Origin of the sequence: Proteus sp. G2618 (assembly GCF_009915995.1) — a bacterium.
In the GTDB taxonomy this organism is placed as follows: Bacteria; Pseudomonadota; Gammaproteobacteria; order Enterobacterales; family Enterobacteriaceae; genus Proteus; species Proteus terrae.
This window is the reverse complement of the sequence record NZ_JAABNI010000003.1, coordinates 29,875-43,382: the sequence shown is the minus strand read 5'-3', so window position 1 is coordinate 43,382 and position 13,508 is coordinate 29,875. Positions and strand designations below refer to the sequence as shown.

The 13,508-nt window shown below is 37.4% G+C and carries 8 protein-coding genes; 4 read left to right on the top strand and 4 right to left on the bottom strand.

The genetic code is table 11. From position 1 onward, the window contains the following. Positions 1 to 40: 40 nt before the first annotated feature. The gene (gene tnpA, locus GWJ01_RS00795) at positions 41 to 496 is read right to left on the bottom strand and encodes an IS200/IS605 family transposase (protein WP_161710588.1); all 456 of its coding nucleotides are present in this window, start codon (positions 494 to 496) and stop codon (positions 41 to 43) included. A 302-nt stretch (positions 497 to 798) separates the two neighbouring features. On the opposite strand from tnpA, the gene GWJ01_RS00790 reads away from it, so the two are divergent. The 4 genes from GWJ01_RS00790 to GWJ01_RS00775 are packed head-to-tail and all read left to right on the top strand — an operon-like array spanning position 799 to position 10,058. Then, positions 799 to 1,683, top strand: coding sequence for an OmpG porin family protein (locus GWJ01_RS00790; protein ID WP_109392826.1), 885 nt, complete (start codon positions 799 to 801; stop codon positions 1,681 to 1,683). A gap of 36 nt (positions 1,684 to 1,719) precedes the next feature. Further along, positions 1,720 to 3,885, top strand: a complete 2,166-nt coding sequence (locus GWJ01_RS00785; protein ID WP_161710587.1) for an autotransporter family protein — start codon at positions 1,720 to 1,722, stop codon at positions 3,883 to 3,885. Positions 3,886 to 3,896: 11 nt separating this feature from the next. Beyond that, positions 3,897 to 6,962, top strand: coding sequence for a chondroitinase family polysaccharide lyase (locus GWJ01_RS00780; RefSeq protein WP_109401516.1), 3,066 nt, complete (start codon positions 3,897 to 3,899; stop codon positions 6,960 to 6,962). A 54-nt stretch (positions 6,963 to 7,016) separates the two neighbouring features. Further along, positions 7,017 to 10,058 carry a chondroitinase family polysaccharide lyase gene (locus GWJ01_RS00775; protein WP_161710586.1) on the top strand — a complete coding sequence of 1,014 codons (3,042 nt, stop codon included), beginning with the start codon at positions 7,017 to 7,019 and terminating at the stop codon, positions 10,056 to 10,058. A gap of 702 nt (positions 10,059 to 10,760) precedes the next feature. On the opposite strand, the gene GWJ01_RS00770 is transcribed toward GWJ01_RS00775, so the two are convergent. The 3 genes from GWJ01_RS00770 to kduI form a co-directional block, all read right to left on the bottom strand. Continuing rightward, positions 10,761 to 11,822 (bottom strand): glycoside hydrolase family 88/105 protein, encoded by a 1,062-nt coding sequence (locus GWJ01_RS00770; RefSeq protein WP_161710585.1) that lies wholly within the window; start codon positions 11,820 to 11,822, stop codon positions 10,761 to 10,763. Between the two features lie 17 nt (positions 11,823 to 11,839). Beyond that, positions 11,840 to 12,595: a 2-dehydro-3-deoxy-D-gluconate 5-dehydrogenase KduD gene (kduD, locus tag GWJ01_RS00765; protein ID WP_098942141.1), complete on the bottom strand. Its 756-nt coding sequence runs from the start codon at positions 12,593 to 12,595 to the stop codon at positions 11,840 to 11,842. 78 nt (positions 12,596 to 12,673) lie between these two features. Continuing rightward, on the bottom strand, positions 12,674 to 13,504 hold the full coding sequence (gene kduI, locus GWJ01_RS00760) for a 5-dehydro-4-deoxy-D-glucuronate isomerase (protein ID WP_098942140.1): 831 nt from the start codon (positions 13,502 to 13,504) through the stop codon (positions 12,674 to 12,676). Between the last annotated feature and the right edge of the window lie 4 nt (positions 13,505 to 13,508).

Genomic DNA, 13,508 nt, shown 5'->3' with positions numbered 1-13,508 from the left:
CTTTCTCTTCGTTCAAGCTCAGTGTCTTTGCTACTTTGGCTTACCCCTTGAAGGGGTTTTCATATTCTTTATTGCTCAATTTATCCGAGATTAAATTCGACTTTTCTTGCTCTCTGATATACTTTTGAATTGTGGCTTCATTGAGTCCAACTGTTGTGACATAGAACCCTTCCGCCCAAAACTTTCTGTTGCCAAATTTATATTTGAGATTGGCATGTCTATCAAAGATCATCAACGAACTTTTATCTTTCAAATATCCCATGAAGCTTGATACGCATATCTTCGGTGGAATACTCACTAACATATGAACATGATCTGGCATAAGGTGCCCTTCGATTATTTCTACACCTTTATATTTACAAAGGCCTCGAAGGATTTCACCTATACTTGAACGAATTTTATTAAAAATTACTTTCCGTCTATATTTCGGCGAAAAGACGATATGGTATTTACACAGCCACTTTGTATGTGCTGAGCTTTGTGCTTTAATGCCCATAAACACCTTTCCTTATTTAAGTTACGAATATTAGCTTGAACATCTATATCGTAACGGAAAGGTGTTTTTCTTGGTATAACCTTTAATACCCACCCGCATAGCGGGTGGTTTTATATTTAAGACGCTGACGCGACTTAAACTGGCTAAAGCCCATAATAAAAATATCTGCGCCATAGTTTTATGGCGCTATATATAAACCCAATTCGCTGATATAAAAAATCCTTTTAATAAAGTAAAGGGAAAGATGTCCTACACCTAAAAATTGACACAAATAAAAGCGAATAAAGAATTGGATATATACCATGAACAAACTTCGTATTGCTCTTTTTTTACCTCTTCTTGGCTTAGGTTTAACTTCTTTTCATTCTCAGGCAGCTAATGTCAATGCCATGTTTTCTTGGGAAACGGCAGATTACGATACATCAAATAACTATGCTGGTTATCGTGTAGATTTCAATATTAATCCAGATAAGTCTAACTGGTATTTTGATGTTGGTTTTCGTCAACGTGAGCATGACAATAAAAATCGTTATCAGCGTTATGATTTACAGGGTAGTTATCGCTTTAAATTAAATAATGGTTGGATCCAACCCGGTTTAAAAGTACGTCAAGATCTAACTAATTATGATAATGGTAGCCGCTTAACTATTGATTTTTATGAATCAAAAACTAATTACCAATTTCCAATTAATAAAGATTGGGTTTTAACGGGTAGCGTTTTATTTGGCTTACAAAAGAAAGAAGACAAACGCAGTAATGGCATCACAAATACGGATTACTTAGGCTGGGAAATTGAACCAGGTCTACGTTATTTTGTCACTCCTAATATTAATACAACTGTGGCTTATTTTGATGGTGGTAAACAAGCAATACGACATGAAGAATACGACACAAAAGAAACAAACCATAATCAACAATTACGTATGTATGTAAACTGGACAACTCCAATAGGATTAATTGTTTCTCCATCAATGCGTAAATCTATTTTCGGGAAAATAGAAGATAGAACAAATAAAGGCGTTTATATCGAAAAAGATATGACACGTTATACCTTACAAATGGCTTATCAAATATCACCTCAATGGCGAGTCATGACGGAATATTATAATGAACGAGTTGAAAATAAAAACGATGGTAGTAAATCAACTCAGGATTATTTCAAAGTTTCATTCCGAGCAACATTCTAATAATTAAAACCATATAATTGTTTATGGAGTTATATTGTGAAAAATAAAAAATTGTTACTTTTGAGCGCTGCTATTTTATCAGCTATTTATGGTTCAGCATGGGCGGCAGAATGTGATCCTACTTTAAATATCTGTGAAACAGTTAATATTAATGACGGGAATACGGCTCAAATAAATAAAGATGTTACTGTTTCTCAAGGTGATGGTGTTGTATTTAATGGCTCATCAACAGAATACAAAGCTCAAGCAATTACAAAAAATATTACTGTTACTGGTGATGGAGCCAGTGCCATCAAAATAAATCAAGGGGCTTCTTTTAGCAGTAATATCAACTTAAATGGCGCTAATGTGACCAGTGAAAATGGTACAGCCATATTGGTTGAAGGTGATTTTCCTAAACGAGGCACGGGAGTTTATATCAGAGACGGTGCCATTATTCGTGGAAAAACCGCAGCCATTGATTTTAGGACACTGAAAACAGGTTTTAGAAGTGATGTAAATGGTGAGATCCACGGTGATATTTTAGGAAATAGCCATGCGGATACTAAAATAAATTTCGCTTATCAAGGTGGTGCTCAAAATGCCCTATTTGATGGATATAAAATTACAGGTGTTCCATTAATTGAAAACCACGGCAATTTAACTATCCAAGGAAAAGATAGAACGATCCACTGGGAAGGTAATTTCATGAATAAGGAAAATAGCCAGCTTATTTTCCGCCTTGATGACAATACCAATACCGATGAAACCATTCTTCATGTTGACGGTGATGTCACCTTTAAGAAAGGTAGCCAAGCCAAGCTAGATTTTAAAGGCACCAGTGTCGATAACATCATAAATAAAGATATTGTTTTAATTTCTTCCAATTCAGCCATTAAAGATGAAGCTGGGATTACGGTTACAGATGCAAATGCTATTGCACCCGATGTTTCTCCTTTATTAGAAAAAACAGATTCATGGTTAGAAACTACACCACCTAATATTAGCGGTGGTGTTAGTGGTAACCAGTTAGTTGCGCGTTATGGTATTAGCTACGAAGGTGGTAATAACTTTATTAGTGCTGCCGAACGTGGTGGTGTTAGTGAAAATGGATTAGCAGCAGCCAATTTTGTTATTCCAACTGTACTAAATGAATTTAATAATACGCGTAGCCAAGTTTCAGATGAAGCACTGAGTCTATTAGTCGCAGCTGGAAATGACGATAATAATATTGCTGCATTATCGAATGATTTAGCCCCTATAGCTGATGGTAGTGATATTCAAGCGGGATTAATCATGGTTGAAGATATGCGCAATAATATTGCTCATCGCTATTTACGCTATGATAACCAATTACCAATTGAAGAAAGAGAAGCTGGCTGGAATAGCTGGGCTAATGTGCTGTACGGTTATGGTACGCAAAGTAATCAAGGTGGAGTTAACGGTTACAACACCTACCGTACTGGCATTCAAATCGGTACTGATTACGAAATTAATCAAGATGCTCTTATCGGTGTTTCTTTTGCTTATAACTACGCAAAAGCTGATGCCAAACAACGTAACGCAAGTAAAGAAATTAACCATTTTGAATTTATGCCTTACACCGGTTGGTATAGTGACACATTATTCCTAAACGGTAATTTAAATATTGGTTATTACACTGTCGATAGCGAACGAGATATCGGTGGTAATACTGGATGGGAAGGAAATACCAAAGCAAAAGGCAACTATTCTGGTGTGCAATTAGGTTATCAAATTAACGCTGGAACCTATTTTGATTTTGATTTCATCCATATTAAACCAATGCTGACTTACCAATATCAATGGCTAAATATTGATTCATGGGAAGAAACAGGCTCTGCATTATCTATGCGAACTTATGGTCAACGCTATGCTGTTAATCAATTAGGTGGTTCAGTTGCTTTATGGAATAGCTATCAAACCACTTATGGCAAATTAACTCCATCCCTTAATCTGCGTTATTTCAAAGATATTGCAGGTGACAATAATATTAATCAACGTCATAGCCTCACATATTTTAATACTGGAGGAAGTACCTTCGATATTAAAGGAAATCGTGTTGGTGGCGACATTATTAGTGCTGAATTAGGGGCAAATCTCGATATTACCCAATCGTTAAATTTAGGCACAACAATGGGATATCAGCGTTATGACAAATTCAATGAAGGACGTATTGGCTTCACCGTTAGCCAACGTTTCTAAGGAGAAAAATAATGCCGATATTTCGCTTTACTGCACTTGCTATGACACTGGGGCTATTATCAGCCCCTTATAATGCACTTGCAGCTACCAGCAATCCTGCATTTGATCCTAAACATCTGATGCAGTCAGAAATCTATCACTTTGCGCAAAGTAACCCATTAGCGGACTTTTCATCAGATAAAAACTCAACACTGACGTTATCTGATAAACGTAGTGTTATGGGAAGCCAATCCCTTTTGTGGAAATGGAAAGGTGGCAGCAGTTTTACTTTGCATAAAAAACTTATTGTCCCAACAGATAAAGAAGCGTCTAAAGCATGGGGACGTGCATCAACACCTGTTTTATCATTTTGGCTTTATAATGAAAAACCCATTGATGGCTATCTTACTATCGATTTTGGAGAGAAGCTGAATTCAACGAGCGAAGCGCAAGCAGGTTTTAAAGTAAAACTAAATTTCACTGGCTGGCGTGCTATTGGGATCTCTTTAAATAATGATCTTGAAAATCGAGAGATGTCCTTAAATGCAATGAATACCTCTTCTGATGGTACTCAAGACAGCATTGGGCGCTCTTTAGGTGCTAATGTCGATAGCATTCGATTTAAAGCCCCATCAAATGTAGGTCAGGGTGAAATCTATATCGATCGTATTATGTTTTCTATCGATGATGCTCGCTATCAATGGTCTGATTATCAAGTTAAAACACGCTTATCAGAGCCTGAGATCCAATTTCATAACGTACAACCTCAGTTACCCGTGACACCTGAAAATTTAGCGGCGATTGATCTTATTCGTCAACGCTTGATTAATGAATTTGTCGGTGGTGAAAAAGAGACAAATCTCGCGCTAGAAGAAAATATTAGTAAATTAAAAAGTGACTTTGATGCACTCAATATTCGCACTTTAGCGGATGGTGGAATACAAGGGCGACATCTGATCACAGATAAACAAACTATTATTTATCAGCCAGAAAACCTTAATGCTCAAGATAAGCCACTTTTTGATAATTATGTCATTCTTGGTAACTACACAACATTAATGTTTAATATCAGCCGTGCTTATGTCCTTGAAAAAGATCCGTCACAAAAAGCCCAGTTAAAACAAATGTACTTATTAATGACAAAGCATTTATTAGACCAAGGCTTTGTTAAAGGAAGTGCATTAGTCACAACCCATCACTGGGGGTACAGTTCTCGTTGGTGGTACATTTCTACACTATTAATGTCTGATGCCTTAAAAGAAGCAAATCTACAAACTCAAGTTTATGATTCATTACTGTGGTATTCACGAGAGTTTAAAAGTAGTTTTGATATGAAGGTAGGAGCAGATAGTTCAGACTTAGACTATTTCAATACCTTATCTCGTCAGCACTTAGCTTTATTACTACTAGAGCCTGATGATCAAAAGCGCATCAACTTAGTTAATACTTTCAGTCATTACATCACAGGGGCGTTAACTCAGGTACCACCAGGCGGTAAAGATGGTTTACGTCCTGATGGCACGGCGTGGCGCCATGAAGGTAACTATCCAGGTTACTCTTTCCCTGCCTTTAAAAATGCCTCTCAGCTCATTTATTTACTACGTGGCACACCATTTTCAGTGGGTGAAAGCGGTTGGAATAACCTGAAAAAAGCAATGGTCTCAGCGTGGATTTACAGTAACCCTGAAGTTGGGTTACCTCTTGCTGGGCGACACCCCTTTAACTCACCTTCGTTAAAATCCGTCGCACAAGGCTACTACTGGCTTGCCATGTCTGCAAAACCGTCTCCAGATAAAACACTCGCGTCTATTTATCTTGCAATAAGTGATAAAACACAAAGCGAATCGAATGCTATTTTTGGAGAAACTATTGCGCCAGCTGCTTTGCCTCAAGGTTTCTATTCCTTTAATGGCGGGGCTTTTGGTATTCATCGCTGGCAAGATAAAATGGTGACACTGAAAGCTTATAATACCAATGTTTGGTCATCTGAAATTTATAACAAAGATAACCGTTATGGTCGTTATCAAAGTCATGGTGTCGCTCAAATAGTGAGTAATGGTTCGCAGCTTTCACAGGGCTATCAGCAAGAAGGTTGGGATTGGAATAGGATGCCAGGGGCAACCACAATTCACCTTCCTCTTAAAGAATTAGACAGCCCTAAACCTCATACATTAATGCAACGTGGCGAGCGTGGATTTAGCGGAACATCAGCTCTTGAAGGTCAATATGGCATGATGGCATTCGATCTGATTTATCCTGCTAATCTTGAGCGTTTTGATCCTAATTTTACCGCGAAAAAGAGTGTATTAGCTGCTGATAACCACTTAATTTTTATTGGCAGCAATATAAATAGCAGTGATAAGAATAAAGATGTTGAAACAACCTTATTTCAACATGCCATAACGCCATCATTAAATACCATTTGGATTAATGGACAAAAAGTTGAAGCGTTTCCTTATCAAGCAACACTAAAACAAGGTGATTGGTTAATTGATAGCAACGGTAATGGTTATTTAATTACTCAAGCTGAAAAAGTGAATATCAGTCGTCAACACCAGACTTCGGCTGAAAATAAAAACCGCCAGCCAACAGAAGGAAACTTCAGTTCAGCGTGGATTGATCACAGTGTTCAACCTAAAGATTCTAGTTATGAGTATATGGTCTTTTTAGATGCAACTCCTGAAAAAATGGGAGTAATGGCTAAAAAATTCCGTGAAAATAATGGGTTATATCAGGTTCTTCGTAAAGATAAAGATGTTCATATTATTTACGATAAACTCAGCAACGTGACGGGATACGCCTTTTATCAATCTGCTTCAATCGAAGATAAATGGATCAAAAAGGTTGATAAACCTGCGATTGTGATGACTCATCATCAAGGAAATACACTCACTGTTAGTGCTGTTACACCAGATTTAAACATGACACGTCAGAAAGCAGCAACTGCCGTTACTATCAATGTCACCATCAACGGGAAATGGCAACCTACTGATAAAAATAGTGGCGTAAAATATAACGTTTCAGGTGATAACACTGAACTAACGTTTACCAGTTACTTTGGTATTCCACAAGAAATCAAACTTTCACCTCTCTCTTGATATCACTAAAAGGAACGCACTTGCGTTCCTTTTTTATTTGCAGGAAATCTGATTATGCTAATAAAAAATCCTTTAGCACATGCAATAGCATTAAGCTTATGTTTATCATTACCCACACAGGCATTACCTTCTCTTTCCCATGAAACTTTCGGTGATATTTATCTCTTTGAGAGTGAAATACCTAATACCCTCACCACTTCAGATAATAATCAATTATCACTGAGCAAACAGCATGCTAAAGATGGTGAACAATCACTCAAATGGCAATATCAACCACAAACAACATTAACACTAAATAATATTGTTAATTACCAAGATGATAAAAATACAGCGACACCACTCACTTTTATGATGTGGATTTATAATGAGAAACCTCAATCTTCCCCATTAACATTTGCATTTAAACAAAATAATAAAATTGCATTAAGTTTCGATACTCAACTTGATTTTACGGGATGGAGAGGTATTGCAATTCCTTTTCGTGATATGCAAGGCACAGCAACAGGTCAATTTGATCAATTAGTGATAGCTGCCCCAAATCAGGCTGGAACTCTATTTTTTGATCAAATTATTATGAGTGTACCTTTAGATAATCGTTGGGCAGTTCCTGACTATCAAACACCGTACGTAAATAATGCAGTAAATACCATGGTCAGTAAAAACTGGAGTGCTTTACTGATGTACGATCAGATGTTTAAAGCGCATTATCCAACTCTAAATTTCGATACCGAATTTCATGACGATCAAGCTGAGATGGCATCAATTTACCAGCGTTTTGAGTATTATCAGGGAATTAGTAGTGAGAAAAAAATCACCTCTGACATGCTAAATAAAAATTTAGCGCTCTGGGAAAAATTAGAATTAACACAACACGCTGATGGTTCAATAACAGGGAAAGCACTAGATCATCCTAACCGGCAAAACTTTATGAAAGTCGAAGGTGTATTTAGTGATGAGACAAAACAAGCATTGCTTGATGCTAATATGCTAAGAGATGTGGGTAAAACACTTCTTCAAACTGCTATTTACTTGCGTAGTAATTCCTTATCAGCAACCGATCGAAAAAAATTAGAAGATCTCTATTTATTAGGAACTCGTTACGTTCTTGAACAAGGTTTTACACGAGGTAGTGGTTATCAAATTATTACTCATGTTGGCTATCAAACCAGAGAGCTTTTTGATGCATGGTTTATTGGTCGTCATATTCTCGCAAAAAACAACCTTTTAGCACCCACTCAACAAGCGATGATGTGGTACAACGCCACTGGACGAATTTTCGAAAAAGATGATGAAATCGTTGATGCGAACGTTGATATTCTCAATACTCAATTACAGTGGATGATAAAAAGCTTACTGATGTTGCCAGATTATCAACAACGCCAACAAGCTTTAGCACAACTGCAAAGCTGGCTCAATAAAACCATACTAAGTTCAAAAGGCGTTGCCGGTGGTTTCAAATCCGATGGTTCTATTTTTCATCATTCACAACATTATCCAGCCTACGCTAAAGACGCATTTGGGGGTTTAGCACCGAGTGTTTATGCATTAAGTGACTCTCCTTTTCGCTTATCAACTTCAGCTCATGAGCGTTTAAAAGATGTTCTTTTAAAAATGCGGATCTACACTAAAGAGACACAAATTCCTGTGGTATTAAGTGGCCGTCATCCCACAGGATTACATAAAATTGGGATAGCTCCATTTAAATGGATGGCCTTAGCAGGAACTCCTGATGGTAAACAGAAGTTAGATCCCACATTATCTGCCGCTTATGCAAAATTAGATAACAAAGCACATTTTGAAGGTATTAAGGCTGAAAATGAACCTGTTGGTGCATGGGCAATGAATTATGCGTCAATGGCAATACAACGCAGAGCATCAGCCCAGTCACCACAACAAAGCTGGCTTACAATTGCTCGTGGTTTTAGTCGCTATCTTGTTGGTAATGAAAGTTATGAGAATAACAATCGTTATGGACGCTATTTACAATATGGACAATTAGAAATTATTCCAGCTGATTTAACTCAATCAGGGTTTAGCCATGCCGGATGGGATTGGAATCGATACCCAGGAACAACCACAATTCATCTTCCATATAACGAACTTGAGGCAAAACTTAATCAATTACCTAGTGCGGGTATTGAAGAAATGTTGCTTTCAACTGAGAGTTATTCTGGTGCCAATACATTAAATAACAACAGTATGTTTGCTATGAAATTACATGGCCACAGTAAATATCAACAACAGAGCTTGAAGGCAAATAAATCCTATTTCTTATTTGATAATAGAGTGATCGCTTTAGGCTCAGGTATTGAAAATGATGATAAGCAACATTCAACAGAAACAACACTATTCCAGTTCGCTGTTCCTAAATTACAATCAGTGATAATTAATGGCAAAGAGATTAATCAATTAGGTACTCAGTTAACTTTAAATAATGCAGATACTTTAATTGATCCTGCCGGTAATTTATATAAGCTGACTAAAGGACAAACCGTAGAGTTTAGTTATCAAAAACAACATTCACTTGATGATAGAAATTCAAAACCAACAGAACAATTATTTGCAACAGCTGTTATTTCTCATGGTAAAGCACCGAGTAATGCAAATTATGAATATGCAATAGCTATCGAAGCACAAAATAATAAAGCTCCCGAATACACAGTATTACAACATAATGATCAGCTTCATGCGGTAAAAGATAAAATAACCCAAGAAGAGGGATATGCTTTTTTTGAAGCCACTAAGTTAAAGTCAGCGGATGCAACATTATTATCCAGTGATGCGCCGGTTATGGTCATGGCTAAAATACAAAATCAGCAATTAACATTAAGTATTGTTAATCCTGATTTAAATTTATATCAAGGTAGAGAAAAAGATCAATTTGATGATAAAGGTGATCAAATCGAAGTTAGTGTTTATTCTCGTCATTGGCTTACAGCAGAATCGCAATCAACAAATAGTACTATTACCGTAAAAGGAATATGGAAATTAACGACACCTCAACCCGGTGTTATTATTAAGCACCACAATAACAACACTCTTATTACGACAACAACAATACAGGCAACACCTACTGTTATTAATTTAGTTAAGTAAATTTCGTAACTTTATAAACTAAAGAGTCTCGATATAAAAATATCGAGACTCTTTTTTATTAAAAAATTAAAAACAAGTTAACGAATAAATTAATTATTTAAAAAAGAAAAAACAAATCGATAGCTTTATTATTGAGAATAAATGTGTTGTGCTCGATGTTTATTTTGTTATCCTCTGCGCGGGTGCTTGGATCAATCTGGTTCAAGCATTTTGCAAACACCAGAAAGAGAAAAGCCCCGGAAAATATATTTTATATTCACCGAGGCGGACTCAAACCCTAACAATTTGATTCTGCCTCCTTATAAAGGAGCTGTCAAGAAGATGAACAAATATTCTCTGATTAGTGTGATTGTTATTAGTATAAATATCACGGTATTACTGATAATTTTATTCTACAATAATCCAATCGAGAATTTCACCATTAATAGTGAATATATAAATGTTCAGGTTAAGTTTATCAATAATAAACACTAGCCTTGTGGGGGATTAATCCCCCGCAGTTTTCTCATTAAGTGATTACGGTTTAATCTAAGCACCCAAATTTATAATAAGAGGTAACAGTAATCTGTTACCTCTTATTATATTAAAAATAAAAAAGCCGACCTTATTTTTGGTCGGCATCCTAGATAGGAAAATATTGCGCGGAAGGCATGTAAAGCGCAAGAAAAACAACAAAGCGTCAATATCAAAGCTCTAGCAATGTTACAAAAGATTTAAAACTTCACTTCCTGCTAATAAATAAGCACCAGCACCATAATCCATATTATGTTCGAACTTCACTTCACGAGGGTTAAATGCCGGAAGTTGAACCCAACCTATCATGCCATTGTCATGAATACAGGTTTGTAATGCTGACCATGCTCTATTTAATGCGGGGCAATACACATCTTTCTCTAATACTCCCTGATTAATTCCCCATGCTAACCCATAACAAAATAGCGCTGTTGCTGAACTTTCTGGTGCAGGAAAATTATCAGGATCGAGTAAACTAGTCCGCCAAAAACCATCTTCATGTTGATAATCTAGGATGGAGGTCGCTAATTCTTTAAATAATGCAATATAACGTTCACGGCCATGATAATCATCAGGCATATATTTTAAGATACGCGGTATCGAAGCTAAAACCCAACCTATACCACGACTCCAAAATACTTTTTCACCATTAGCTTCACGCAATTCATTGCCTTGACCATCAGGAATATAGCGATGATCACGGAAGATAAGCCCTGTTTCAGGATCACGTAAATGGTCAATCGCATCCCAATAAGCTGTGTGCATATAATCTAAATAACGTCGCTCATTGGTGATTTCGGCTAATGCAGCAAATCCTGGAGGCGCCATAAAAAGTGCATCACACCACCACCAATCTTCACGGCCAGGCTTTGGCTCATTGAGCATGATATCAAATGCTTTGATTGTTGGTTCAATCACTTCAGGTTGTTCAAAAAGCGGGCTAATGGCGAGATAAGCTTGTGCACAAACATGATCATCAGCAAAACGCGCATTAGGACCTGTTCTAAACCCTGTATGTAATGTGTAATTCAATATGCCATTAAGATATTCTTCATCTTGTGTAGCTTGCCATGCTGCACTTACACAACTCCATAAAACACCACGTTCCCAATCTGTGTCTTTAATAAAACGGGTTTTACCACTACGGCGACGAACACTGCGAACTTGATTAGCCGATTGATAACGATACACTCGCTTCATGTTTTGTAATACAAGCTCTCTTTGCAAAGTCTCTGTATTAGCGTGTTCCATCCTATTTCTCCATGAAATTAACGAGCTAACCAACCACCATCAACGGCAATGGTGTATCCATTAACATAGTCACTGGCTTTAGAGGCTAAGAAAATCGCAGGACCTGCAACATCTTCAGGTGTTCCCCAACGTCCAGCAGGAATACGTTCTACAATAGCGGCATTACGAGCATCATCAGCACGCAGAGCGGCCGTGTTATCTGTTGCCATATAGCCCGGAGCAATTGCATTTACATTGATATTGTACTGAGAGAGTTCAGTCGCCAATGCGCGAGTTAGTCCCATTACTGCAGATTTACTTGCGGTGTAAGAAGGCACACGAATGCCACCTTGATAAGAGAGCATAGAAGCAATATTAATTATCTTGCCACCCTCTCCTTGTTTCACAAATTGGCGAGCCACTTTTTGGGATAAAAAGAATAGTGTTTTCTGATTAATATCAATCACATCATCCCAATCTTTTTCACCAAACTCCAAAAGATCTTCTCGACGAATAATACCGGCATTATTTACTAAAATATCAATGCGCCCCATAACAGAAATGGCTTCATCCACCAGCGCTTGTAATCCATCTTGTTTCATTAAATTTTGCGTAATGTAATGAAAACGGCGCCCCAGTGCCTCTACTTGTTGGCGAGTTTCTGGTGCATCTTGGATCCCAACACCAACAATATCTGCACCTGCTTTGGCTAAACCAATAGCCATACCTTGACCTAACCCGGTATTACAACCTGTAACAATAGCAACCTTGCCATTTAAATCGAATAAATTCATAACAATAACCTCTTAGGTGTGGCTTTATAGCCACACCTTTTTATATGTAGGGTAAGAAGAAAATATAACTATTTATGGTTATTTCAGATCTTTCATTGCCACATGATCCATATCGTGGAAGACCTGATTTTCACCGACCATTCCCCAAATAAAGGTATAAGATGCTGAGCCCACACCAGAGTGAATTGACCAACTAGGGCTTATCACTGCTTGTTCGTTACGAACAACCAAATGACGAGTTTCCGTTGGCTCTCCCATATAATGGAAAACCACATTGTCATCTTTCATATCAAAATAGAGATACACTTCCATACGGCGTTCATGAGTATGGCAAGGCATGGTATTCCATAAGCTACCCGGTTCAAGAACCGTCATCCCCATAGATAATTGGCATGTTGGCAAAACTGAAGGGTGTAAGAATTTATAAATAGTACGAACGTTACAGTTTTCTGCATTACCAATTTTTTCTGGTGATGCTTGTTGCTGCGTTATTTTGCGTGTTGGGTAAGTATGATGAGCTGGTGCACAATTCATATAAAAACGTGCAGGCGTTTCTACACTGTCACTGGTAAATTCGACACTTTTAGCGCCCATTCCGATATAAATCGCTTCACGAGGACCAATGTCAAAGACATCACCATCAACAACCACTTTACCAGCACCGCCAATATTAATAGCACCTAACTCACGTCTTTCTAAAAAGAAATCAACGCCTAAGGCTTTACCCGCCATTAATGCTAAAGGCTGTGTTGTAGGAACAATACCGCCAACAATAATACGATCTATATGGCTATAAGTGAGATTCATTTCCCCTTCACAGAATAGGTTCTCTATCAGGAACTCCTTGCGAAGTCCTTCTGTATCAAGCCTTTTAGCATGTTCACTATGAATTGGCTGACGAATTTCCATTATA

What these genes read in the sequence shown, in the direction of transcription:
- tnpA (WP_161710588.1), bottom strand. Translation starts at nt 496, where the DNA reads ATGGGCATTAAAGCACAAAGCTCAGCACATACAAAGTGGCTGTGTAAA.
- GWJ01_RS00790 (WP_109392826.1), top strand. Translation starts at nt 799, where the DNA reads ATGAACAAACTTCGTATTGCTCTTTTTTTACCTCTTCTTGGCTTAGGT.
- GWJ01_RS00780 (WP_109401516.1), top strand. Translation starts at nt 3,897, where the DNA reads ATGCCGATATTTCGCTTTACTGCACTTGCTATGACACTGGGGCTATTA.
- GWJ01_RS00775 (WP_161710586.1), top strand. Translation starts at nt 7,017, where the DNA reads ATGCTAATAAAAAATCCTTTAGCACATGCAATAGCATTAAGCTTATGT.
- GWJ01_RS00770 (WP_161710585.1), bottom strand. Translation starts at nt 11,822, where the DNA reads ATGGAACACGCTAATACAGAGACTTTGCAAAGAGAGCTTGTATTACAA.
- kduD (WP_098942141.1), bottom strand. Translation starts at nt 12,595, where the DNA reads ATGAATTTATTCGATTTAAATGGCAAGGTTGCTATTGTTACAGGTTGT.
- kduI (WP_098942140.1), bottom strand. Translation starts at nt 13,504, where the DNA reads ATGGAAATTCGTCAGCCAATTCATAGTGAACATGCTAAAAGGCTTGAT.